This window comes from Massilia polaris (assembly GCF_012927275.1).
In the GTDB taxonomy this organism is placed as follows: domain Bacteria; phylum Pseudomonadota; class Gammaproteobacteria; order Burkholderiales; family Burkholderiaceae_D; genus Telluria_A; species Telluria_A polaris.
On the sequence record NZ_JABBGG010000005.1, the window covers coordinates 288,888 to 312,178 of the forward strand.

Sequence of the window (23,291 nt, forward strand, 5' to 3'; positions counted from 1 at the left end):
CAGCGGCAGCGTGCCGTGCAGCGCGCGTACGAAGAAGCGGTCGCGCATGCTCATCCCATCACCATCGGCACGAAGTGGATCGCGGCTGCGGCGGCGATGCCCTGCAGCGTCGTGTAGTGCCACATCAGCGCGACGTTGTCGATGGTGGCGCGGCTTGCGTGGCCGACGTAGCCGCACCATCCGCGCGCGGCGAGGAACAGCCCGGACAGCGCCAGCACCACCACATGCAGCCCCTGGTAGGACACGATGGCGGCAATCGCCGCGCTCCAGGCATGTTCCTTCGGGTCGAGGCCGGCCAGGCGGTATCCGTTCAGGTCGAAACCGAATGCGGCCGCCACGCACGCCAGCGCGACGAGCACCAGCAGCGGCATCGGCCAGCTACCGATAAAGCGCTTCGACAGCGCGATCAGTGCCGAACCGGCCACCAGCAAGCCGCACGACAGCAGCGGCCACACAGGATCGGGCAGCGCGGCGCCTGGCGGCGGGCACACATTCAGGCGCATCGAAATGTGAATGTAGGCGAACACGAAGGACGCGAAAATGGTCGCGTCAACCACCAGCATGATCATCGTTCCCCACCACGATTGCGACGCGGAGCCGGTAGCGCCGACCGGAAGCACCAGCGAATCCGACACCCTGGCGCGCGCCATCGGCTGCTCGCGATCCAGCTGCCACAGCCAGGCCATGGTCGCCGCCACCGCTGTGATCCCGCAGATCCATGCGATCCCGATCATCTTGATCGTCAGGAGCAGGAAGAAGCCGGCGGTGCCCGCCGCCGCGATCAGCGGCCACCAGCTGTCGCCGGGCAGGATCATCAGGTAGCGCGGTTCCGCCGCGACCGGACTGGTGGCGATGGTCTCGCGGCGGCCGGTGGCGGTGAAGGGCAGGTAGTGCTGGCCCGCTTCGACTTCCGGCGACAGCGAAGGCTGCTCCCACAACGGGTCGTCACTGGTAATCATCGGGATGCTGCGGTTTCCATAGTCTTCCGACGGCAGCCATTCGAGCGTCGGCGCATTCCACGGGTTACCCGCTTCTTTTTCCGGCTTGCGCAGCGTGAGCGCCAGGTCGACGATAAACAGCAGCACGCCGGCGGCGAGGATGAAGGCGCCCACGGTCGACACCATGTTCAGCGCATTCCAACCGAGTCCCGCGTCGTACGTGTACACGCGGCGCGGCATGCCGAGCAGCCCGGTGATGTGCATCGTAAAAAAGGCGATATTGAAGCCGCCGAACATCAGCCCGAACACCCAGCGCGCGACGCGCTCCGACATTTTCTGGCCCTTGATCAGCGGGAGCCAGTAGTACAGCCCGGCGAACACCGGGAATACCATGCCGCCGATCAGGACGTAGTGCAGGTGCGCCACGATGAAGTAGGTGTCGTGCACCTGCCAGTCGAACGGCAGCACGGCCACCATCACGCCGGTCAGCCCGCCGAGCACAAAAATGAACATGAAACCGAGCAGGAACAGCGTCGGCGCGTTCACCCGCACTTTGCCGCGCCACAGCGTCGCGATCCAGGCGAACACCTGGATGCCGGTAGGTACCGCGACCGCCATGCTGGCGGCCGACACGAAGCTCATTTCCATCACGCCCAGGCCGGCGGTGAACATGTGGTGCGCCCACAGCGCGAAGCTGAAGAACCCGACCGCGACCAGCGCCACGATGATTGACTTGCGGCCCACCAGAGGCGTGCCGGCGATGGTCGGGATCATCGTCGACACCATGCCGGCGGCCGGCAGGAAGATGATGTACACCTCCGGGTGGCCGAAGAACCAGAACAGGTGCTGCCACAGGATCGGATCGCCGCCGCGGTCGGCGATGAAGAACGGCCAGTCGAATGCGCGCTCCATCTCCAGCAGCGCGGTGCCGGCGATAATGGCGGGGAAGGCGAACACGATCATCACGCCGACCACCAGCATCGCCCACGCGTACACGGGCATGCGCGACAGCGTCATTCCCGGCGCGCGGGTGAACAGGATGCCGACGATCAGTTCGATGGCCCCTGCGATGGCGGAGATTTCGATGAAGCCAATCCCAAGCAGCCAGAAGTCGGCGTTCAGTCCGGGCGAATACTCCATGCCGGTGAGCGGCGGGTACATGAACCAGCCGCCGTCCGGCGCAAGGCCGACAAACAAGGTGCAGAAGAAGGCCAGCCCGCCGATCGCGTAAGCCCAATAGGCGTAGGCGGACAGGCGTGGGAACGGCAGGTCGCGCGCGCCCAGCATATTGGGCAGCAGGTAGACGGCAAGCGCTTCGACCACCGGTATCGCAAACAGGAACATCATCACCGTGCCGTGCATGGTGAACACCTGGTTGTAGGTCGAGGCGCTGAGCAGCGTGTTGTCCGGCACCGCAAGCTGGGCGCGCATCATCAATCCCAAAATACCGGCCAGCACGAAGAACAGCAGCGCGGTGCCGATGTACAGCAGGCCGATATTGGTGTTGTTCACGCTCGAGAAGAAGCGCCATCCGGTCGGCGTTTTCCACACCGCGTCCAGGCGTTCCAGCTCGTCTTCCGGACGCGGCAGGGAACTGGGCAAGGTCTGGTGGTCGGTACTGGTCATTTCAGGTGCTCAAGGTAAGCGGCGAGCGCGCGCAGCGTCTCGCCGTCGATGTCGTTCGCCGCGGGCATGCGCGCTCCCGGCTTGATCGATTGCGGGTCGGCGATCCAGCCTGCCAGCGTGCCGCGGTGGTTGCGCAAGGTGCCAGCCGCGATGTGCAGGCGGCTGCCGACGTGGGTCAGGTCCGGCCCGAGCCGGGCGTCTCCTGCCACGCCACGGATGGTGTGGCAAGCGGCGCAGCGCTGGCCGATGAAGGCCTGGCGGCCGCGCTCGAGGAAAGCATCGCCTGGCGCGGCGGCATCCTGGCGTTCGCGCGCCAGCCACGCATCGAACGCGGCCGGGGTCTCGGCCACCACGTGCAGCGCCATGCGGGCGTGCTGCGCGCCGCAGTATTCGGCGCACTGGCCGCGGTAGACGCCCGGCTTGTCGGCGCGCAGCGTCAGCCCGGTCATCCGGCCGGGGACCATGTCGCGCTTGCCCGCCAGCGCCGGAACCCAGAGGCTGTGGATGACGTCCGTGGCGCTCAGGGCCACGTAGACGTCGCGGCCTGCGGGAATGCGGATCTCGTTGGCCGAGATGATTTCGCGGCCGGTAAGCGGATCGTGGTAACGCACCTCCCACCACCACATCTTGGCCGTCACGGAGATCACCAGCGAGGCCGTCGACGACTGCGGCGCCAGCTCCGCGCTGCGCCACGTGCTCCACACCAGCAGCGCGGACAGCACCACCAGCGGAAAGGCGATGCCGGCCCCGGCGATCCAGCGCAGCGGCCGCACCTGGCGCGGCGCGCGCTTCACGGCTAGGGCCAGCAGCACCATCACACCGATGAAGATCACGGTCCCCGCGCCAAACATCACCCAGGCGAACTGGCTGATGATGACAGCGTCCGGCCCGGCCGGGTGCAGCACCGACTGCAGCTTGTCCGTCATCGGAGGGTGTACAGGAAAGCGGCCATGTGGCGCGCGTCGTCCGGCGAGACGCCGAGGCCGGGCATCAGCGTGCCCGGCTTCATGGCGGGCGGATCGACCAGCCAACGCGTCAGCGCGCCGGCCTCATTGGGGAAGCGTCCGGCGATGTAGCTGCGCCGGCCGAAGCCTTCGAGGTTCGGGCCGGTGGCGCCGCGCGCGGCGGCGACATCGGGGATCGCATGGCAGGAACCGCACTGGTACTGCTCGACCAGCTTCTTGCCGACCCTGGCGTCGCCGCCTGCGATGCGCGGTGCGTCGTCCTGTTTACCGCACGCGGCAAGGGCGAAAATGCATACGGCGGCCACTACCGGCCTTGCGATCGACATCGAAAACACGCGCACGGTTGGATCCTGCGAAAGCCTGATGGATATATATAATACAAGAAAAAAATAATGGCATTTTTTCAACAGAACGCAGATCCGGCCGCCCTGAACATGCCCTCAAACCGCACCCGCCTTATCCTCAAAACTGCTGCCGCGACACTGCTTGCGGCCGCGGCGCTGGGGGCGGCGGGCGGCTACGTGGTGTTCATGGCCGGCTGGTACAACATCGGCGCGACCGCGCAGCATACGCAGCCCGTGCACGACCTGCTGGAGCAGGGAATGCGCGCGTCGGTCGAACGTCGTGCGCGCGGCATCGATGCGCCGCCAGGGCTGATGGCCGCGCCGCGCATCGCAGCCGGCGCGGTGGTTTACCGCGACAAGTGCGCCCAGTGCCACGGCGCGCCTGGTTTCGCCCAGTCCGACCATGGCAAGGCGATGCAGCCGGTGCCAGGCCCGCTGGTCGACGTCGCGCGCCGCTGGAAGCCGGGGGAGCTTTACTGGATTACGCGGAACGGCATCAAGATGAGCGGCATGCCGGCCTGGGAGTTCCACCTGGCCGATGACGAATTATGGGACGTGGTCGCGTTCATGCAGCAGATGCCGATGCTGACGCCGGCTGCCTACCGCAACATCACCGCCGCCAGCGCCGCGCGCCCCGCAACGCCGGCTGCCGGGCCATCGCTGCCGCCGGACGCGAAGCGCGGCCGCATCGCGCTGGCGCAGCATGCCTGCCAGTCCTGCCACATCGTTCCCGGAGTGACCGGGCCGCGGGTGTTCGTCGGACGTTCGCTCGATGGCCTGGCGAAGCGCAAGTTCATCGCCGGCACGCTGCCGAACACGCAGGACAACCTGGTGCGCTGGATCCGCGACCCGCATGGCGTCGACCCCCACACCCCGATGCCTGTGCTGGGCGTGTCCGAAAGGGACGCGCGCGACATGACCGCTTACTTGCTAACCCGGTGAAAAAACCATGAACGATCAAGACGACCAACGCCAGGCAAGCGAACGAAAATTCCTGCACCGGGTCGCACTGGTGGACGGCCTTGGCCTGGTGTTCATCCTGGTGCTGGCCGCGCTCTGGTTCGCCGCCGATGCGCTGCTGCTGATATTCGCCTGCATCCTGTTCGCCATCCTGCTATACGACGCCAGCCGCAGGCTGGTGAAGCTCGTTCCGATACCGCGCCAGGTCGCCCTTGGCATCGTGGTGTTCATCCTGCTGACGGTGATCGGCGGTGGCGGCTGGCTGATGGCGCCGGCGATTTCCGACCAGGCCGACAAGATGGCCGCGCTGGTGCCCAAGTCGATCGAGCAGCTACAGGAATCCCTGAAGCGCTACGACTTCCTCGAAAGCATACTGGGCGGGATGCCGACGGCGGCACAGATGCGCAGCACACTGGGCGACATGCTGCCGCGCGCCGGCCTGTTCTTCTCGGGCGTGTTCGGCGCGCTCGGCAACGTCTTGATCATCACCTTCATCGGCATCTACTTCGCCGCCCAGCCTTTCCTCTACATTAACGGCATCGTCACGCTGGTCCCGAAGGACAAGCGCGTCCGCGCCCGCGAGGTGCTGGACGAAATCGGCCTGACCCTGTCCAGGTGGCTGTTCGGGAAAATGTGCTCGATGCTGCTGGTGGGCGCAGCCACCGCCATCGGCCTGACCATGCTCGGCGTCCCGCTCGCCCTGATCCTCGGCATCATCGCCGGCCTGCTCGACTTCATTCCTTACCTCGGACCGCTGATGGCGGGCGTCCCTGGCGTGCTGATCGCACTGACCATCAGTCCCGAGCTGGCGATGTACACTGTCGGCCTGTTCATATTCATCCAGCTGGCCGAAGGCTACCTGCTGCAGCCGCTGGTCGAGAAAAGGACGGTGGCGCTGCCGCCGGCGCTGACGATCACCATGCAGGTGCTGCTCGGCGCCCTGTTCGGGCTCGCCGGCGCTGCGCTCGCGACGCCGCTGACGGCGGTGCTGGCGGTGCTGGTCTCGATGCTCTATGTGCAGGACGTGTTGGGTGATAATGTGATGACGCCCAGCGAACTTAGCGATCAAAAAAAGTAGGTAACAACAGATGAAATTAGTGCGATACGGCCGCCCGGGCAAAGAGAAGCCTGGCATGCTCGATGACGAAGGCCGCCTGCGCGACCTGTCCTCGCTCGTCGACGATATCGACGCTTCGGTCTTGTCCGACAAGGCGCTGCGCAAACTCGCCAAGGTCGATTACAAGACGCTGCCGCTGGTGCGCGGGAACCCCCGCTTCGGCGTGCCGGTGCGCGGCATCGGCAAGTACATCGGCATCGGCCTTAACTACGCCGACCATGCGGCGGAAGCCGGCCTGCCGGCGCCGAAGGAACCGATCGTGTTCATGAAGGCGACCAGCTGCCTGTCCGGGCCGGACGATGCGGTGATGCTGCCGCAGGGCTCGAAGAAAACCGACTGGGAAGTGGAGCTCGGCGTGGTGATCGGCACGCGCGCGCAGTATGTCAGCGAGGCCGACGCGCTCAAGTACGTGGCCGGCTACTGCGTGGTGAACGATGTGTCGGAGCGCGCCTACCAGTTTGAAGGCGGACCGCAGTGGGACAAGGGCAAGGGCTGCGATACGTTCGGGCCGGTGGGGCCGTGGCTGGTGACGCGCGATGAGATATTCGACGAGCAGGACCTCGACCTCTACCTGGAAGTGAACGGCAAGCGCATGCAGACCGGGAATACCGGAACGATGATCTTCACCGTCGCGCAGTTGGTCAGCTACGTGTCGCGCTACATGACCCTGGAGCCGGGTGACCTGATCGCGACCGGCACGCCGCCGGGAGTGGGGATGGCGCGCAAGCCGCAGCGGTTCCTCAAGCGTGGCGACACGATCAGGCTGGGGATTCCCGGCCTGGGCGAGCAGCAGCAGGAAGTGGTGGCGTCCGCAAAGCCATAAACCGGTTTGGGGTGGATGCGTGCTTCGCGCGCCATCCACCCGACCTCGTCACGCAAGCTTCAACGCCGCATCGACCGAGTCAACCAGGCGCGAAACAATCTCCGCCAGATCCTTGTCGGCCGCAATAAACGGCGGCGCAAGGAGGACATGGTCGCCGTACTGCCCATCGATCGTTCCTCCCATCGGATACACCATCAGCCCGTGCGCCATCGCCTGCGACTTGATCGCGGCGTGCAGCTTGCGCTCGGGCGCGAACGGCTGTTTGGTTTCGCGGTCCTGCACCAGCTCCAGCGCCAGCAGCAGCCCGCGTCCGCGGATGTCGCCCACATGTTCATGCCGGCCGAAGGCATCCCGCAGCATCGCCATCATCGACTCCCCGCGCATGCGCACCGCCGCCAGCAAGTCATCCTTCTCGATCACTTTCTGCACCGCCAGCGCGGCCGCCGCCGCCACCGGATGCCCGATATACGTATGCCCATGCTGGAAGATGCCGCTGCCGCGCCGCAGCCGGTCCACCAGCCAGCCCTGCGCCAGCACCGCGCCGATCGGCTGGTAGCCCGCGCCCAGTCCCTTGGCCACGGTGACGATGTCCGGCGCCACGCCATCCTGCTCGATCGAGTACATGGTGCCGGTGCGGCCCATCCCGCACATCACTTCGTCCGCGATGAACAGCACGCCGTACTTGTCGCAGATCGCGCGCACGCCACGGAAGTAGCCGGGCGTGGGCGGAATCGCACCGCCGGTAGCGCCCACCACCGGCTCGGCGCAGAACGCGATGACGTTTTCCGGCCCGGCTCCGAGGATCTTCGCTTCCAGCTCCTGCAGCAGCATCGCGGTGTAGTCGCCCTGCGCCTGGCCTGGCGCGCGGTCGCGGTATTCGTAGCAGGGCGCCACGCGCGGCACGTCCATCAGCAGCGGCGCGAACGGCTTGCGGCGCCACTCGTTGCCGCCGACCGCCAGCGCGCCCAGCGTATTGCCGTGATAGCTCTGGCGCCGCGCGATGAACACGCTGCGCCGGGGCTCGCCGGTTTCGACAGCGTACTGGCGCGCCAGCTTCATCGCGGTCTCCATCGCTTCCGATCCGCCCGACACGAAGTACACCTCCGACAACCCTTGCGGCGCGCTGGCCACCAGCCGCGCCGCCAGTTCCTCGGCCACGTCGGTGGTGAAGAATGCGGTGTGGGCGTAGGCGATGGTGTCGATCTGGCGGTGCATCGCCTCCAGCACGGCCGGGTGGGCGTGCCCCAGCGAGGACACGGCCGCGCCGCCGCTGGCGTCGATGTAGGTGTTGCCGCTGCTGTCGCGCACCAGCATGCCCTCGGCGCTGACGGCAACGGGCGGGGTGTGGCGGAGATTGCGGTGAACGATGTGGCTCATCGGGAATCCTCAAGGAAAGAAGATGGTTGATGAATGACAATAATCTTGAAGCGGGGCGATTCTTTTGATTTTTCCCCGAAGCTATGCGAATATTTTTTTCAGCACAACAGTGAAAGTCTCTCATGGCGCAGGACCGGCTCGGCCCCATCGCAACGTGGCACATGACGCCCGCCCAGCAGGCCGCGGCGCAAGCCATCATCGACGGTCCGCGCGGCGCGGTGTACGGCCCGTTCGTGCCGCTGCTGCGCAGTCCCGAACTGATGGGCCATGCCCAGCGAATGGGCGAGTACCTGCGCTACCGCAGCGCGATCGGCACGAAGCTGTCGGAACTGGCCATCCTGGTGACCGCGCGCCAATGGGACCAGCAAGTGGAATGGGCGATCCACGCGCCGATCGCGGCGCAGTCGGGCATCAGTGCGGCCGCCATCGAGGCGGTGGCGCACGGACGTCGGCCGGACGGCATGACCGACGAGGAAGCGGCGGTCCACGATTTTTCGCTGGAGCTCAACCGCGACAAGCGCGTGTCGGACCCCAGCTATGCCCGCGCGCTGGCGCTATTTGGCGAACGCGGCGTGGTCGACCTGATGGCCATCAACGGCTATTACACCTTCCTGGCCATGGTGATGAATGCAGCGCAGACCGCCGCGCCGGAGCCGCCGGCGGCAAGCATGCCAGAACGATAATATGTTGTTTTTTTTGTCGAGGCTTAGCCGCCACGCGCGACCAGTTGTAAACATCTTCCTTTTGCCGCATTGCAACAATGCAGCTTGAAATTGAGGCAGCGGGCGCCAACTGGCGCCCGGTTTTCGCCCTGCTTCCTCATTAGTCCTAGGAACAAGCAATGTCCTTCTCCAATCTCAAGATCGGCGCCCGCCTGGGCCTCGGTTTCGCTCTCGTGCTGGCGCTGCTGGCGCTGCTGGCCGCCGTGGCCGGTGTCGGCCTCGCGTCGATGGCGCGCATCGAAACGCGCCTGACGCAAATCGTCGATGACAACAACGTCAAGATTTTCTCAATAAGTAATGTCGCCGACAACTTCCGCGATATTTCGCTGGCCGTCTCGAACATGGTGGTGCAGGAAAATCCGGCCGAACTGCAGAAGCAGGTCGACGCACTGGCCGCGGCACGCGCCCGCTACGGCAAGGCGAAGAAGATATTCCTGGCCACTAACCTGAATGAACAGGAAAAGACTTTGCTGGCCAGGCTTGACGCCGCAATCGCGTTCGCCACGCCGAAGGTCGACAAGACAGTCGAACTGAGCGTGGCCGGTTCGCGCGTCGAAGCTGCCCAGAGCATGACGATGCATTCGGCCCCAGGTACAGCGGCGGCAATCGCTGTCATCGACGAGATCGTGCAACTCGAAAAAGACCAGGCAGGCCAGGCGGCGGCGGACGCCAAGACGGCCTACGCCAGCGCGCGCAACCAGGTGCTGCTGATCGCCCTGATTGCGGTGCTGGCCGGCGTGGCGGTCGCATGGTTCATTACCCGTTCGATCACCCGCCCGATCCGTGCCGCTGTCAAAGTAGCCGAGACGGTCGCCTCCGGCGATTTGAGCAGCACCATCGACGTCTCCGGACGCGACCAAACCGGCCAGCTGATGCCGGCCCTGAAGAACATGAACGACAGCCTTAACCGCATCGTCGGCGATGTCCGCGGCGGTACTGACTCGATCGCGCTCGGCTCCGATGAGATCGCCCGAGGCAACCTCGACCTGTCGGCCCGCACCGAACAGCAGGCCAGCGCGCTGGAAGAAACCGCGTCGTCGATGGAAGAACTGACCTCCACCGTCAAGCAGAACGCCGACAACGCGCGCCAGGCCAACCAGCTGGCCGTATCGGCGCAGGAAGTGGCGGTCGAAGGCGGCCAGGTGGTCTCGCAGGTGGTCGACACGATGGGCGCGATCAACGAGTCGGCGCGCAAGATCGTCGACATCATCGGGGTCATCGACGGCATCGCCTTCCAGACCAACATCCTCGCTCTGAACGCGGCGGTCGAAGCGGCGCGCGCGGGCGAGCAGGGACGCGGCTTTGCCGTCGTCGCGACCGAAGTGCGCAACCTGGCGCAGCGTTCGGCCGCGGCGGCGAAGGAAATCAAGGTCCTGATCGGCGACTCGGTCAACGCGGTGGAAACCGGCTCGCGCCTGGTCGACCAGGCCGGCACCACGATGGACAAGATCGTCGCCAGTGTCGAACGGGTAACCGACATCATGGGCGAGATCACCGCGGCCAGCCGCGAGCAGGAAGCCGGCATCGAACAGATCAACCAGGCGATCGGCGACATGGATTCGGTCACGCAGCAAAATGCCGCGCTGCTGGAAGAAGCCGCGGCGGCGGCGCAGTCGCTGCGCGAGCAAGCAGGTAACCTGACGCACGCGGTCAGCGTGTTCAAGCTCGATGTGCAGTCGGTGAAGGCGCCGGCCAGGATGGTGTCGGCGCCAGTGCGTGCGCCGGCGAAAAAGGCGGCGCCGGTGCGCCTCGCGGCAGCGGGAGCTGCGCGCGACGAGTCGGAAAGCTATTAAGCCAGCGCTTCTTTCGCCGCTTCTTCGGGAGTCAGCCCATCGTAGAACTGGTCGGTGAACCACTCGATCTGTTCTTCGATGTGCTCCTGGGCCTGATCGACGGTCGCGCCGCCGGCCACCAGGAATCCCTCGACCTCGATGCACCAGTTAATCAGTGCCATCGTCTCTTCGTCGAGTTCCTCAGGTTTTTTCTTTGCCATGCTGTCCTCCGGTCGGTCAGGCCGCAAGGCCCTTGGCGAGGAGTTCGGCCACCGTCTCATTCAGGTCGGTGCCGCGCTCTTTTGCCAGCGCCTGGATCTGCTGGACCAGGTCACCATTCAGCTTGACTGCAAACGGCACCAGGCCAAGCGCCTGGTCGCGTTTGCGCTGCTCGCGTCGGTCGACCACTGCCGTATCGGCATTGCCAAAACCGGCGGCTCCGGGAGCGCTCATCTGGCCCATCAATTTTTTGGCGTCGCTCTTTGCCATTCCGGTTTTTTTCATTTGCTGCTTTCAGTTGCTCAGGCCAGGACTTTTTTAAGCCAGGCGCCGATGTCGTTAATTTCTTCAAGACACAGCGAATGCTGCATCGGGTATTCGTGCCACTCGACCTGGTAGCCCAGGGCTTTGAGCAGGTCGCGCGACTGGTGGGCCCTGGCGACGGGAATTACGCCGTCATGGGTGCCATGGACCAGGAAGATCGGCATCTTCAGGCTGGCTTCACTGCGTTCGTTCGAGATCTTGTCGGCCAGCGGCACATAACCAGACAGGCACAGAAGGCCCGCCAGCTTTTCATCGTGGCGCAGCCCGGTCTGCAAGGTCATCGCGCAGCCTTGCGAGAAGCCGGCCAGGATGATGCGTTCGGCCGGGATGCCGCGCGACTTTTCGCGCGCGATCAGCGCTTCGACGTCGACCTGCGATGCACGCAGGCCGGCTTCGTCTTCACGGCGCGCGATGTCGGTGCCGACGATGTCGTACCAGGCGCGCATCACGTAGCCGTTATTGATCGTCACCGGCATCGTCTTCGCATGCGGGAAGATGAAGCGGATGCCCGGCAGTCCGGCCAGGTCAAGCTCGTCCACCAGCGGGACGAAGTCGTTGCCGTCAGCGCCCAGGCCGTGCATCCAGATCACCGCTACCGGTGGATTGGGAGCGGTTTCGATTTCGATATTCTCGAGCAGTTCGTTCATTGCGCGTTGTCTTTCGCAGCCGCGGGCGGGCGCTGCGCCGTCTTCGGGCGCCAGGCCTTGCATACCGCAGGGTCGGTTTCGATGTAGGGGCCGCCGATCAGGTCGAGGCAGTAAGGCACCGCCGCGAAGATGCCGGCGACCAGCTGCTGGCCGTCCGCGTCCTTCAGGCCTTCCAGCGTTTCCTTGATGGCCTTCGGCTGGCCGGGCAGGTTCATGATCAGCGCCGCGTGATCGTGCGTCTCGCGGATCACCGCCACCTGGCGCGACAGGATCGCGGTCGGCACGAACTGCAGGCTGACCTGGCGCATTTGCTCGCCGAAGCCAGGCATCTCCTTGGTGCCGACAGCCAGCGTGGCTTCGGGCGTGACGTCGCGCCGGGCAGGCCCGGTGCCGCCGGTGGTCAGCACCATGTGGCAGCGTGCGCCGTCGACCAGCTCGATCAGCGTCTTTTCGATCTGTTCGCGTTCGTCGGGGATCAGGCGCGGCTCGATGCGGTAAGGCGTGGTGAGGACCTGCGCCAGCCAGTCGGACAGCGCGGGAATCCCTTTGTCTTCATAGATGCCGCCGCTTGCGCGGTCGGACACCGACACCAGCCCGACGACCAGCATGTCCGGGTCAGTCGTCTTCTGGGTCTTCATCGGTGATGTAGTCTTCGTCGTCGTCATCCGGTTTGGCGGCAGCGCCTTTCTTGGACAGGTCCTTGAGGATCTGGAAGATCTCGCGGTAGGCCTTCGGCGGCTTGTTCTCGGCCTGCTCCTTGCGGGCGTTGCGGATCAAGGTGCGCAGCTGCTGCACGTCGAGCTCAGGATGCTCGGCCATCAGCACGGTCAGCGCGTTGTCGTCGGCCAGCAGCTTGTCGCGGCGGCGTTCCATCGCGTGCAGGAAGGCGGTGTCGGATTTCGACATACCTTTCCAGCTGTCGATGGTGCGACGGATGACGGCCAGTTCTTCCTCGTCGAGCGTGCGCATTTTTTTGCCGACGAACTGCATCTGGCGGCGACGGCCTTCGTGGTTGGTGATGGTCTGGCACATCAGGATCGCGTCCTTGACGTCGTCCGGCATTGGCACGCGCTTGACGCGGTCGCGCGGTTCGGCCACCAGTTCTTCGCCGAGCTTTTGCAGCTCGCTCATCTGGCGCTTCAGCTCGGACTTCGACGGGCGTTCGTACTCTTGTTCGAACTCATTGGACTGGAACCCGCAGGCACCGCGGTTTGGATTTGGCATGATAGGGAAATCCGGTACAGGCGCACGGCCTCCCGGTAAAAACAGTAAACGACTGCTATCATACCCGTTTAACCGGATAGCCGAGAAAAACACGACATGAACGACTCCGTCTTTATCCATACCCAGGACCAGCTCAAGCAGCTCGCCAGCGATGTGCTCGGCTTTGCAAAGGAGCAGGGCGGCTCCGATGCGTCGGTCGAGATCAGCGAGGGCAGCGGTTTATCCGTTTCAGTGCGCCGCGGCAAGATCGAGACGATCGAGCAGAACAAGGACAAGGGCATGGGCGTGACGGTCTACATCGGCCAGAAGCGCGGCAACGCCAGCACCTCCGACTTTTCGCCGGCCGCGCTGCGCGCCACGGTCGAAGCGGCCTACAACATCGCCCGCTTCACCGCCGACGACGACTGCGCCGGCCTGGCCGACGAGGACATGCTGGAGAAGAACCCGCGCGACCTGCGCCTGTGCTACCCGTGGCAGATATCGGCCGAAGAAGCAGTGGTCATCGCCCAGCGCGCCGAAGCGGCCGCGTTCGAAGTCGACCCGCGCATCACCAACAGCGAAGGCGCCAGCGTCTACGTGCAGCAGTCGCACTTCGTATCGGCCAACTCGCGCGGCTTCTCCGGCGGCTACCCGTTCTCGCGCCACACGCTGTCGGTCGCGCCGATCGCAGGCAAGGGCGCCAAGATGCAGCGCGACGACTGGTACACCTCGGTGCGCGATCCCAAGAACATGGCCAAGCCGGAAGCCGTCGGCCGCTACGCCGCCGAACGCGCACTGGCGCGCCTGAACGCGCGCAAGCTCGACACCCGCACCTGCCCGGTGCTGTTCGAAGCGCCGCTGGCCGCTGGCCTGCTCGGCTCCTTCGTGCAGGCCACGTCGGGCGGGGCGCTGTACCGCAAGTCGACCTTCCTGCTCGATTCGCTCGGCCAGTCGATCTTTCCGTCGCATATCCACGTGCTCGAAGACCCGCACGTGATCGGCGGCGTCGGCTCGGCGCCGTTCGATGAAGAAGGCGTGCGCACGGTGCGCCGCAATGTCGTCGAAAACGGCGTGCTGAAGGGGTATTTCCTGTCCTCGTACTCGGCGCGCAAGCTGGGCATGAAGACCACTGGCAATGCGGGCGGTTCGCACAACCTGTCGCTGACCTCGTCGCATACGAAAAAGGCCGACGACTTCGCCGGCATGCTGCGCAAGATGGACCGCGGCCTGCTGGTCACCGAACTGATGGGGCAGGGGACCAACTACGTCACCGGCGACTATTCGCGCGGCGCGTCGGGCTACTGGGTCGAGAACGGCGTGATCCAGTATCCGGTCGAGGAGATCACCATTGCCGGCAACATGAAGGACATGTTCCAGGCCATCGTCGCCATCGGCAATGACGTACTTACGCGCGGTAACAAGTCGACCGGGTCGATCCTGATCGAGAAGATGGTCATCGCCGGCAGCTAACTGCTGAGTTCGGCTCATATTTTCGTTGCAAGCTTGAGCAGTCGGCAATACACTAAGTCTCAGCTGGTGTATTGCCGGTTACACAAAAACTCAGGAGACAAAAATATGGAACGTCGTTCCTTTATCAAGAAGGCTGCGGTTGGCGCTTCGGCTGCCGCAGTTGCTGCACCGGCACTGGCGCAATCGCTGCCGACCATTAACTGGCGCCTCGCCAGCAGTTTCCCAAAGTCCCTCGACACCATCTTCGCTGCATCGGACACGCTGTCCAAGCGCGTATCGCAGCTGACCGGAGGCAAATTCAACATCCGCACCTTCGCCGCTGGCGAAATCGTGCCGGGCCTGCAGGTCATGGACGCGGTCCAGGCCGGCACGGTCGAAATGGGCCACAGCGCGTCGTACTACTACTTCGGCAAGGACCCTACCTTCGCGTTCGACTGCGCAGTGCCGTTCGGCCTGACCTCGCGCCAGCACACGGCCTGGTTCGACCAGGGCGGCGGCCGCGAACTGACCCGCGAATTCTTCCGCGGCTACGGCATCGTCAACTTCCTGGGCGGTAACTCCGGCACCCAGATGGGCGGATGGTACCGCAAGGAAATCAAGTCGGTTGCCGACCTGAAGGGCATGAAGATGCGCGTGGCAGGCTTCGCCGGCCAGGTGCTGACCCGCCTGGGCGTGGTGCCGCAGCAGCTGGCTGGCGGCGACATCTACCCGGCGCTGGAAAAGGGCACGATCGACGCGGCTGAGTGGGTTGGACCGTACGACGACGAGAAGCTGGGCTTCTTCAAGGTCGCACCGTTCTACTACGCACCGGGCTGGTGGGAATCGGGCGCGAACTTCTCGTTCTACGTCGGCGTCAAGGAATGGGAAAAGCTGCCGAAGGAATACCAGGCTGCGCTGGAAGTGGCGACTTACGAAGCGCACGTCGTCATGCAGGCCGAGTACGACACCAAGAACCCGGCAGCGCTGGCGCGCCTGCTGAAGAACGGCGTCAAGCTGCGCACCTTCTCGCGCGACATCATGGATGCCTGCTACAAGAATGCGCAGGCGGTGATGAACGAAGAAGCTGCGAAGAACGCCAAGTTCAAGAAGATCTACGAACCATGGAAGCGCTTCCAGCGTGACCAGAACATGTGGGCGTCGGTGTCCGAGGCCAGCATGCAGGACTTCCTGATCCGCGCGGGCCGCGCTAAGTAAACTGCTCTACAAGTAGAAATGCCGCCATGCTTGCCTGGCGGCATTTTTTTCACGTTCGCAGTTACCGGCATGCGATGTCGACGTTGTTTTGCCCCGCGTGTTCACCCTTGCGGTAGCTGACCTTGCATGTTGACGTTGTATTAGGTAGCCGCTTCGACAGGATGAGCTGGTTTAATGTCCCGTAACTGCATTCAAGCCATTTCCCTCGCGGGAAATCGCCTTCCAGGTTATAGGTGACCTTCCACGACGTTTTGCCTTCGGCGTACGTTGAGTTTTCCGGTTTTAACTGGCCGTGGCTATCGGGCGGCCCAGCCGCGGCCCCCGCACCGTGAAGGAAAATTGGTCGCGCGACGTGTGGAGTCCATTGGCCCGGAACGTCCACCAGCTTTAATGACGATTGCTGAATTTCAGAGGGACACGTTACATTGTCCGCTGCGACAGCAGCAAGTGGCGAAAACGCCAACGACGCTAGCGAATGGACTAGCCTTGTACAGATCGTTCGCATATTGAGGGCGCCCTATTTGATAACGCTGAACGCGTCTGCATTGTTGCTAGGGTTGATGAATTTCCCGCTTTCGTCCTTGCCGAGCCCGGGAATATATCGCTGAGAAATGTTTGGCTTCTGAACGGTGTCGCCTGGCCATTGGTCAACCACGTAAATTCCGTCGGAGACTTGGTAAAGGTAAAGCGCCGTGTGATTGCCGGTCTTTTTATTTGGATATCTCCCATCCTCGAAGGTTGCGATTCCAGTCCCGCTGACAATCGACGTATTGCCGATAACTGTTTCGCCCGCCCTCCAAGTGCTCGAGGGCGGTGCTTTCGTGAAGTGGCGCACGAGCGCAACGCATTGTTTGTCACCGACCTTTTCCTTGCCGTTCAGCAATCGGGCATGCGGGTAAATGTAGGGCATTGGACACCTCCGAGCAGTAGTGAAGACCGCTTGAATATGCCCGAGCTTGATGACTAAGCATTGCTTGAACGCAAAACCTTGCTTTTCGCGATGCAACGAATCAGCATTCAACGTGACAACGCCCCGGCACGCCAGGACGTTGTCAGGCGTGGACGAAAATTACTTCGCCGCGCGCAGTGACTGCAGTATTGGCTGCAGCACAGCCGCGCCAAGGCGCGCGCTGCGGGCGCCGTCCCAGCCGGTCTGTGCATCCGGATCGTTGGCGTTGTCCTTGAACGGCAGTTCCAGCGTCAGCGACAGGCAACCAAACGCGTGGGTGATGTGCGGCGAGCCCATGGTGATGGTCTCTTCGGTGTACGGCGATTCGCCGTAGCCGTGCTCGTCCTGGAAGTCCGGGCTGGCGATCTTGAAGTCGTCCGAGAACTTCTTCTCGGCAGCCGCCTGTTCGGCGGTAAAGGTCGGCAATGCGCCGCTGCCGGCCACGAACACGTACGGCAAACCTTCGTCGCCGTGCACGTCGAGGAACAGGTCGCAGCCGGTTTCCTTCATCTTGTTCTTGACCAGGAACACCTCAGGGCTGCGCTCCATCGTCGGCGTGTTCCACTCGCGGTTCAGGTTCGCGCCTGCCGCATTGGTGCGCAGGTTGCCGCGGAACGAGCCGTCCGGGTTCATGTTCGGCACGACGTACATCACGCATTCCTTCAGGACCTGGCGGCCGAAGGCGTCGGCCGGATCGAGGAGGGCGTCCAGCATGCCTTCGACGAACCACTCGGCCATCGTCTCGCCCGGGTGCTGGCGCGCGATGACCCAGACTTTCTTCTTCGCTTCAGGATCGCCGATGACCAGCATGTTCAGGTCGCGGCCGTCGACGGTGTTGCCCAGGTCGACCAGGCGGACGTGTTCGGACATCTGCGCGCGGTCCAGCAGCTCGAGGTGGCGCTCCCACGAATACGGCTCGAAGTAGGCGTAGTAGACGCTGTCCATGCCCGGCGTGTGGGTGATCGTCATGACCTGGCCGTCGAACTCGGTCGGCACGCGGAACCAGTTCACGCGGTCGTAGCTGGCCATCGCATCGTAGCCTTCCCAGCCGGCCGGGTAGGCGGCCTGGCCCGCGTTCAGGAAGCGGATCGTGCACGGCTCGCCCTGCGCGCCTTGGAGGCGGAAGTAGAACCACTGGGTGATGTCCGCGTGCGAATCCTGGCGGATGTTCAGGTCGATGGCGTTGGCGCTGGTGGCGCTGACGATGTCGATGGCGCCAGCGTCGAACTGGCTGCTGATCTTGATAGACATGGTAAGTCCTGTGAAGAAAATCGGGTAAAGAGGTCGATGATACTAAATTCCTTGCAGCAGGTCGGCGGAATCGCGCACGCTGCGGCTACAATTGACGTTCAGGCAAACTTCTAAAACCATCTGGAGACACCCCATCATGCAACGTCGGTCCTTCCTGAAGAACACAGCAGTCGGCGCCGCCGCTGGCGCTGTTGCAGCTCCCGCGCTGGCACAGGCAACCCAGCCGGCGATCACCTGGCGCCTGGCCTCGAGCTTCCCGAAAACGCTGGATGCGATCTACGGCCCGGCCGACGCGTTCACCAAGCGGGTGTCGCAGCTCACTGGCGGCAAGTTCACGATCCGCCAGTTTGCCGCCGGTGAAATCGTGCCGGGCCTGCAGGTGATGGATGCGGTCCAGGCCGGCACCGTGGAGATGGGTCATACGCCTTCCTACTATTACTACGGCAAGGACCCGACCTTCGCGTTCGACTGCGCGGTGCCGTTCGGCCTGACCTCGCGCCAGCAGACGGCGTGGTTCGACCAGGGCGGCGGGCGCGAATTGATGCGCGACTTCTTCAAAGACTACGGCATCATCAATTTCATGGCTGGTAATACCGGCACGCAAATGGGCGGCTGGTACCGCAAGGAGATCAAGACCCTGGCCGACGTCAAGGGCCTGAAGATCCGCATCGCCGGTTTCGCCGGACGGGTGATGGAGCGCATGGGCGCGGTGCCGCAGCAGATTCCTGCGGGCGACATCTATACGGCGCTGGAGAAGGGCACGATCGACGCTGCTGAATGGGTCGGCCCGTACGACGATGAAAAGCTGGGGCTGGCGCGCGTGGCGCCGCACTACTACGCACCGGGCTGGTGGGAAGCCGGGCCGCAGCTGTCCTTCTACATCAACATCAAGGAGTGGGAGAAGCTGCCGAAGCAGTACCAGGCGGCGATTGAGGCGGCGAGCTACGAGTGCCACGTCAGCATGCAGGCCGACTACGACGCCAAGAACCCGGCGGCACTGGCGCGCCTGATCAAGAACGGCGCCAAGATGCACTTCTTCTCGCGTCCGATCCTCGAGGCTGCGTACAAAATCTCGAACGAGGTGATGGAAGAGGAAGCGGCGAAGAACGCCAAATTCCGCAAGATCTACACGCCGTGGAAGCGCTTCCGCCAGGACCAGAACATGTGGGCGTCGGTGTCCGAAGCGAGCATGCAGAACTTCCTGATCGCGGCCGGACGGATCAAATAAGTCATCCGTGCTGTCTAAGGTAGATTCCAGCAGGCTTTCCGCCTGCTGGAAATCTCGCCCCGGCCGACCAACGCAGGAGCGGTTGCGATTCCGCTTCTGGGGGAAGGTCGATGCAGATCGAAATCAAGGACAGCGCTCTTGCCGGTTTCAATGACCTGGCAAAACGTGAGTTGACCAAGGCCACGCTCGTGTTTGCCGACGACCTTTTGAAGGAGTCTATCCGGATTGAGGCGTCGAACAACTCGGCGGGCAGCACCCGACAAATTACCAGCGGCATGGTTGTAGATGCTGCCATGGTGATTCGCCGTCACCTAGCCCGGCCAAGACAAAAGTTGGGAGTCAAGCTGGTGCGAATCGGCGCGGCGGTGCTGTCAATGGTGGTAGGCTTTACCTACAACGCCACGCGGTTGCAGGATGAACTCTATATGGTGATGTTCCTGGTCGTGGCGGCTATGGCTATTTTTTTGGTCATCCTTTCTACGATGCTGGAGTGAGGCATGAACATCGATAGACAACAGGACATGCGGGAGTTCAACGGCGATCTTTGGGAGGTGGAGGCCAGGCAGCGGGCGTCGAGGACCTTCCAGCAGGCAGTCGAAGTGACCGCGGCCGTCGGGGTGCTCACCGGGCTAAATGCACTGGCTTACTACGTCTTTCGACAGACGGAGGTTGATTTATGGGGCGCGGACAGATTTATTCTGGCGCTTGCATGGATGGGCTTCGAGCTGGCAACGATCGCGGCGCTATTCCTCTATTTTAAGAAACAATCCAACGTTGTTCGGCAGGAGCGGCGCCGCTACCTGGCCATCGCATCCGAATTTCTTGCTCAATGGACGCGGTTTGAAATCCTCGGACAAAGCAAGCTCAAATCCATGGCGATCGAGGTCTATCCTTGGTCTGTTCGCGAGATCATCCGGACGCTAGTGTCTGTGAACGCGATGGGCGCAGACGACATGGCGATGGTCGAGGAGGCCCTCCGCACGAGAGATGTCCTGGTGCACGTGCGAGCACAAATTGACGCGGCCGACTTGACGCGGATTTCCGACCGATTGCGCGAGCTCGCCACGCGTCTGGACTCAAAATGATGAGTGTCGGTCGCTCGACCCAATGCCAGCGGAAGTCGAGCGCCAGTTCCTTATTTAATCCTTGTGATGGATCTGGCCCGACAGCTTGACGTCGCCCATTCCCGTCATCATGTCCTGGCCGCCGGTCAGCGCGCCGCCGCCGCTAGCCTTATGATACTTGCCGCTGCCGCCGGTGATCTGGAAGGTCGCGCCGCTGAAGATGTATTTTGCGCCAACGCCGGTCGGAACGAACTGGCCGTTGTATTCAGCAAAAATCTGGTCGCCCGAGGTCGTCATGATGATGAAACGGCCCTGGCTGAAATTGAACAGCGGGCCCGCAGGGGTAATGCAGTCGGTCGCGACGAAGGCCACGCGGCCGATTTGGGCGCTGTTGCCGTGGCCGGTGATCGTGCCGCCAAATTGCGATGGGCAACGTGCGGCCGGTCCAGCCTGCTCCATGAGGACACCCGAAATTTCAAACGCCTTGGTCGTTGCCGGGGTCGCATAGGCACTGGCCGATGCAATCAAGATGGCGGCGCTCGTGGCGAGGCGCAGGATGGGTGGTGTCATGGGAACTTCTCCGAATTAAGTAAAATTAACTCAATAATATAATTTCTACATCACTCGCCGCGCACGGCTGAACAGGCGGCAAGAAATTCCCGTGTCACGTAATATTCGGCGATTGATCAGCCGTTTATTTCTTATGCACACAGCTCCGTTCCTCAAGCCCGTCGCCAGTTTTCTGGTCCTGTCCGCCGTCTCGCCGATCCTGTACGCCGCCCCGGCATCGCTCGCCGATTGCATGAAGGTGAGCGACAACAACGCGCGCCTGGCCTGCTTCGACCAGTTGGCCGCAGCCAGCGTTGCGCAGCCGACGCCCGTCGCGTTGTCGGACGCCGATGCTGAAGACATCGCGGACGCGCAGGCAACGGCGACGGCCCCGTCGCGGCTGGCGGACCATTGGGAACTGGGCGACCTCGACAACCGGGCGCTGCGCTTCCGTCCGCACCACGCGAGTTACCTGATCGCCACCTACAGCCACGCTCCGAACGGCGATCCTTACCTGCCGTTCCGTTCCTTGCTGAAGCAGGAGGAGGGCCTGTCGCACGCCGAGCTGGCGTATCAGCTGAGCTTCAAGATCAAGATGATCGAACAGGCGTTCAACAAGCCGCTCGATCTGTGGTTCGGCTACACGCAGAAGAGTTTCTGGCAGGCGGCCAACCACGCTGCGTCGAGCCCTTTCCGCGAGACGAACTATGAGCCGGAAGTGATGGCGGTGGTTCCGCTGAAGGGCTCGCTGTTCGGCGTGAATGCGCGCTTCGCCGGGCTCGGTTTCGTGCACCAGTCGAACGGCCAGGCAGGTTCGCTGTCGCGCAGCTGGAACCGCACCTATGCGCAGCTGGGCGTCGACAGTGGGAACTTCTCGCTGGTAGGGCGGGTCTGGAAGCGCGTCAACGAAGCGGCCGACGACGACAACAACCCGGACATCGTCGATTTCATGGGACGGGGCGACCTGATGGCCGCCTACCAGTGGGACAACGGCCAGGAACTGACCGCGAATGTGCGCTACAACACGTCGACCAGCAAGAGCGGCGTGCAGATCGGCTACACCTACCCGATCGCGGGCAAGGTGGGTGCTTATGTGCAGCTGTTTTCGGGATACGGCCAGAGCCTGATCGACTATAACTACTTCCAGCGCTCGATCGGAATCGGCTTCAAAGTGTCACCCTGACCGACTGTTGCTGCGCCACCTCAAGGCGCAGCGCTGCCATTTTGATACCTTCTTCGGGTCACTCCGATCACGAAGGAACCGCAATGACAGCCATCCGCATTTCGTGCGCACAGGTCACCAGCATCAACCAGCACGGCTTCTGGCTGCAGTGCAGCGGTGAAGAGTTATACCTGCCGTTTGTGGAGTTTCCCTGGTTCGAACACGCAACGATCGCCCAGATCTGCCGCGTGCAATGTCCGAGCGCCAGCCGGGTCTACTGGCCCGACCTCGACGTCGACCTTACGCTGGATGCGATCCGCTTCCCGATGGCGTTTTCGCACGCCGCCCTGAATTCCGACTGCTAGCCCGGCAAGCCGCCGAAGCGTTGGTAAAACGATTCTTCCGCCGGCTGCGCCTGCGTATCCGAGCGCAGCAGGGTCGTCATGATGTGTTCCTCGGCGGCGCGATACGTCGCCAGATATAGCGCGCGGGCCACGTTGTAGGCTTCCACTCCCGGCCATGGCTGCGGCAGCAGTTCCACCGGCAGCATCGGATCGTGCAGCTGCACGCGGCGGTAAGCGTGGATCAGCAATGTGCGGATCACGAAGGCCTGCTCCGGCACCACCCTTTCGGCCAGCAGCGCCTGCAACGGCGCGAATTCCTCGATGAAGTGGCGGTAGCCTTCGGCCACGTCGGACAGGTCCCAGCCTTCATCCACCAGCTCGCGCAGCGGGCGCGAACCCACCTGCGGCAGTTCAGCGGCACTGAACACATACAAGGTGTCGCGCACGCCTGCGCGGCCAAGGATTTCGTCAAGCACCGCCGGGTCGCCGGCCGGGTGGCCGAATACGCCGGAGCCGATCAGGGCGTAGCCTTCCCACAGCAGCTGCTTGCGCAGCGAGGCGCGCCCGGGCGCGTCCATCCCACCAGGGCCGGCCATCAGCAAGGTCCACGTGCCGTCCCAGTTCACCGCCGGCACATCGTAGATGCGGCGGTAGGCGCGCTCGAAGCGGGGCAGGGCTTCCGGCAGGATCGCGTACGAACTGCGGCGGCCGTCGCGGTTGGCGACCAGCCAGCCTTCCTGCGCCAGCCGGAACACGCTGGTGCGCAGCGCGCGGTCGTTGACGCCGAACGGCGCCAGCAATTCAATCAGGCTGCCGAGCCAGATCGCGCCGCCGTGCGGCACGATGCTGTCGCCAAAAATCGTCATCACCAGCGACTTCGAACGGGGCGGGTCGCTGGCGAGGAAATGGCTGATCCATTCTGTGCTGGTCAATTGTTTCATACGAGCATGGTCTGGTGCGGCTAGCCTGTTTGTCAAGGAAAGCCGGAGTTTACTTCGGGGTGCAATCGGCGCACGATTAATTTTTAACTATCGCGCGACGCA

General features: G+C 63.5%; 26 protein-coding genes. 12 read left to right on the forward strand and 14 right to left on the reverse strand.

Annotated features, from left to right (window positions below):
• Nucleotides 1-50: 50 nt before the first annotated feature.
• From ctaD to HHL21_RS11070, 3 genes are read right to left on the reverse strand one after another with little or no spacing between them, the layout of a single operon-like run.
• Nucleotides 51-2,564, reverse strand: a complete 2,514-nt coding sequence (gene ctaD / locus HHL21_RS11060) for a cytochrome c oxidase subunit I (protein ID WP_169465681.1) — start codon at nt 2,562-2,564, stop codon at nt 51-53.
• On the reverse strand, nt 2,561-3,490 hold the full coding sequence (locus HHL21_RS11065; RefSeq protein ID WP_169465683.1) for a cytochrome c oxidase subunit II: 930 nt from the start codon (nt 3,488-3,490) through the stop codon (nt 2,561-2,563). The genes ctaD and HHL21_RS11065 overlap by 4 nt, the downstream gene beginning before the upstream one ends.
• On the reverse strand, nt 3,487-3,870 hold the full coding sequence (locus HHL21_RS11070) for a c-type cytochrome (protein WP_370659705.1): 384 nt from the start codon (nt 3,868-3,870) through the stop codon (nt 3,487-3,489). Before HHL21_RS11070 ends, HHL21_RS11065 begins: the two co-directional genes overlap by 4 nt.
• 51 nt (nt 3,871-3,921) lie before the next feature.
• Here HHL21_RS11070 and HHL21_RS11075 point away from each other — a divergent pair, with 51 nt between their 5' ends.
• The 3 genes from HHL21_RS11075 to HHL21_RS11085 are packed head-to-tail and all read left to right on the forward strand — an operon-like array spanning nt 3,922 to nt 6,773.
• Nucleotides 3,922-4,815 (forward strand): c-type cytochrome, encoded by an 894-nt coding sequence (locus tag HHL21_RS11075; protein WP_229496313.1) that lies wholly within the window; start codon nt 3,922-3,924, stop codon nt 4,813-4,815.
• Between the two features lie 7 nt (nt 4,816-4,822).
• On the forward strand, nt 4,823-5,911 hold the full coding sequence (locus HHL21_RS11080) for an AI-2E family transporter (RefSeq protein ID WP_169465685.1): 1,089 nt from the start codon (nt 4,823-4,825) through the stop codon (nt 5,909-5,911).
• A 10-nt stretch (nt 5,912-5,921) separates the two neighbouring features.
• On the forward strand, nt 5,922-6,773 hold the full coding sequence (locus HHL21_RS11085) for a fumarylacetoacetate hydrolase family protein (RefSeq protein WP_169465687.1): 852 nt from the start codon (nt 5,922-5,924) through the stop codon (nt 6,771-6,773).
• Nucleotides 6,774-6,821: 48 nt separating this feature from the next.
• Here HHL21_RS11085 and HHL21_RS11090 read toward each other — a convergent pair whose 3' ends face one another.
• Nucleotides 6,822-8,150 carry an aspartate aminotransferase family protein gene (locus HHL21_RS11090; protein ID WP_169465689.1) on the reverse strand — a complete coding sequence of 443 codons (1,329 nt, stop codon included), beginning with the start codon at nt 8,148-8,150 and terminating at the stop codon, nt 6,822-6,824.
• A 122-nt stretch (nt 8,151-8,272) separates the two neighbouring features.
• On the opposite strand from HHL21_RS11090, the gene HHL21_RS11095 reads away from it, so the two are divergent.
• Together HHL21_RS11095 and HHL21_RS11100 are read left to right on the forward strand one after the other, a co-directional pair.
• Nucleotides 8,273-8,833, forward strand: a complete 561-nt coding sequence (locus HHL21_RS11095; RefSeq protein ID WP_169465691.1) for a carboxymuconolactone decarboxylase family protein — start codon at nt 8,273-8,275, stop codon at nt 8,831-8,833.
• A gap of 158 nt (nt 8,834-8,991) precedes the next feature.
• A complete protein-coding gene (locus HHL21_RS11100; protein WP_169465693.1) occupies nt 8,992-10,665 on the forward strand; it encodes a methyl-accepting chemotaxis protein in 1,674 nt (557 codons plus the stop codon).
• Here HHL21_RS11100 and HHL21_RS11105 read toward each other — a convergent pair.
• Genes HHL21_RS11105 through yjgA form a run of 5 tightly spaced genes read right to left on the reverse strand, consistent with a single transcriptional unit; the run spans nt 10,662 to nt 13,058 of the window.
• A complete protein-coding gene (locus HHL21_RS11105; protein WP_169465695.1) occupies nt 10,662-10,865 on the reverse strand; it encodes a hypothetical protein in 204 nt (67 codons plus the stop codon). The genes HHL21_RS11100 and HHL21_RS11105 overlap by 4 nt on opposite strands.
• A 16-nt stretch (nt 10,866-10,881) precedes the next feature.
• Nucleotides 10,882-11,148 (reverse strand): hypothetical protein, encoded by a 267-nt coding sequence (locus HHL21_RS11110; RefSeq protein ID WP_169465697.1) that lies wholly within the window; start codon nt 11,146-11,148, stop codon nt 10,882-10,884.
• A 17-nt stretch (nt 11,149-11,165) separates the two neighbouring features.
• Entirely contained in the window at nt 11,166-11,834 is a 669-nt protein-coding gene (locus tag HHL21_RS11115) for an alpha/beta hydrolase (protein WP_169465700.1), read from the reverse strand.
• Nucleotides 11,831-12,472, reverse strand: a complete 642-nt coding sequence (gene mog, locus HHL21_RS11120) for a molybdopterin adenylyltransferase (RefSeq protein WP_169465702.1) — start codon at nt 12,470-12,472, stop codon at nt 11,831-11,833. The genes HHL21_RS11115 and mog overlap by 4 nt, the downstream gene beginning before the upstream one ends.
• The gene (gene yjgA / locus HHL21_RS11125; protein ID WP_169465704.1) at nt 12,450-13,058 is read right to left on the reverse strand and encodes a ribosome biogenesis factor YjgA; all 609 of its coding nucleotides are present in this window, start codon (nt 13,056-13,058) and stop codon (nt 12,450-12,452) included. Before yjgA ends, mog begins: the two co-directional genes overlap by 23 nt.
• 96 nt (nt 13,059-13,154) lie before the next feature.
• On the opposite strand from yjgA, the gene pmbA reads away from it, so the two are divergent.
• Both pmbA and HHL21_RS11135 read left to right on the forward strand, forming a co-directional pair.
• Nucleotides 13,155-14,507 carry a metalloprotease PmbA gene (pmbA, locus tag HHL21_RS11130; protein WP_169465706.1) on the forward strand — a complete coding sequence of 451 codons (1,353 nt, stop codon included), beginning with the start codon at nt 13,155-13,157 and terminating at the stop codon, nt 14,505-14,507.
• 105 nt (nt 14,508-14,612) lie between these two features.
• Complete coding sequence (locus HHL21_RS11135; protein WP_169465708.1) at nt 14,613-15,701, forward strand: TRAP transporter substrate-binding protein; 1,089 nt, start codon at nt 14,613-14,615, stop codon at nt 15,699-15,701.
• A 61-nt stretch (nt 15,702-15,762) separates the two neighbouring features.
• Here the strand turns inward: HHL21_RS11135 and HHL21_RS22155 are convergent, their stop codons facing one another.
• The 3 genes from HHL21_RS22155 to HHL21_RS11145 form a co-directional block, all read right to left on the reverse strand.
• Nucleotides 15,763-16,206 carry an STY0301 family protein gene (locus HHL21_RS22155; RefSeq protein ID WP_370659706.1) on the reverse strand — a complete coding sequence of 148 codons (444 nt, stop codon included), beginning with the start codon at nt 16,204-16,206 and terminating at the stop codon, nt 15,763-15,765.
• 12 nt (nt 16,207-16,218) lie between these two features.
• Entirely contained in the window at nt 16,219-16,611 is a 393-nt protein-coding gene (locus HHL21_RS11140; protein WP_169465710.1) for a BPSL0067 family protein, read from the reverse strand.
• A gap of 159 nt (nt 16,612-16,770) precedes the next feature.
• Nucleotides 16,771-17,901: a M14 family metallopeptidase gene (locus HHL21_RS11145; protein ID WP_169465713.1), complete on the reverse strand. Its 1,131-nt coding sequence runs from the start codon at nt 17,899-17,901 to the stop codon at nt 16,771-16,773.
• 136 nt (nt 17,902-18,037) lie between these two features.
• Between HHL21_RS11145 and HHL21_RS11150 the strand changes: the two genes are divergently transcribed.
• The 3 genes from HHL21_RS11150 to HHL21_RS11160 all read left to right on the forward strand — a co-directional run bounded on the left by HHL21_RS11150 (nt 18,038) and on the right by HHL21_RS11160 (nt 20,214).
• On the forward strand, nt 18,038-19,129 hold the full coding sequence (locus HHL21_RS11150) for a TRAP transporter substrate-binding protein (RefSeq protein WP_169465715.1): 1,092 nt from the start codon (nt 18,038-18,040) through the stop codon (nt 19,127-19,129).
• A 110-nt stretch (nt 19,130-19,239) separates the two neighbouring features.
• Nucleotides 19,240-19,623 (forward strand): hypothetical protein, encoded by a 384-nt coding sequence (locus HHL21_RS11155; RefSeq protein WP_169465717.1) that lies wholly within the window; start codon nt 19,240-19,242, stop codon nt 19,621-19,623.
• 3 nt (nt 19,624-19,626) lie between these two features.
• Complete coding sequence (locus tag HHL21_RS11160) at nt 19,627-20,214, forward strand: hypothetical protein (protein ID WP_169465720.1); 588 nt, start codon at nt 19,627-19,629, stop codon at nt 20,212-20,214.
• 54 nt (nt 20,215-20,268) lie between these two features.
• On the opposite strand, the gene HHL21_RS11165 is transcribed toward HHL21_RS11160, so the two are convergent.
• Nucleotides 20,269-20,763 carry a hypothetical protein gene (locus tag HHL21_RS11165; RefSeq protein ID WP_169465722.1) on the reverse strand — a complete coding sequence of 165 codons (495 nt, stop codon included), beginning with the start codon at nt 20,761-20,763 and terminating at the stop codon, nt 20,269-20,271.
• Between the two features lie 133 nt (nt 20,764-20,896).
• Between HHL21_RS11165 and HHL21_RS11170 the strand changes: the two genes are divergently transcribed.
• Nucleotides 20,897-21,925: a phospholipase A gene (locus HHL21_RS11170; RefSeq protein ID WP_229496315.1), complete on the forward strand. Its 1,029-nt coding sequence runs from the start codon at nt 20,897-20,899 to the stop codon at nt 21,923-21,925.
• 83 nt (nt 21,926-22,008) lie between these two features.
• A complete protein-coding gene (locus tag HHL21_RS11175) occupies nt 22,009-22,269 on the forward strand; it encodes a DUF2442 domain-containing protein (protein WP_169465724.1) in 261 nt (86 codons plus the stop codon).
• Here the strand turns inward: HHL21_RS11175 and paaX are convergent.
• Nucleotides 22,266-23,189: a phenylacetic acid degradation operon negative regulatory protein PaaX gene (paaX, locus tag HHL21_RS11180; protein ID WP_169465727.1), complete on the reverse strand. Its 924-nt coding sequence runs from the start codon at nt 23,187-23,189 to the stop codon at nt 22,266-22,268. The genes HHL21_RS11175 and paaX overlap by 4 nt on opposite strands.
• Nucleotides 23,190-23,291: the final 102 nt, after the last annotated feature.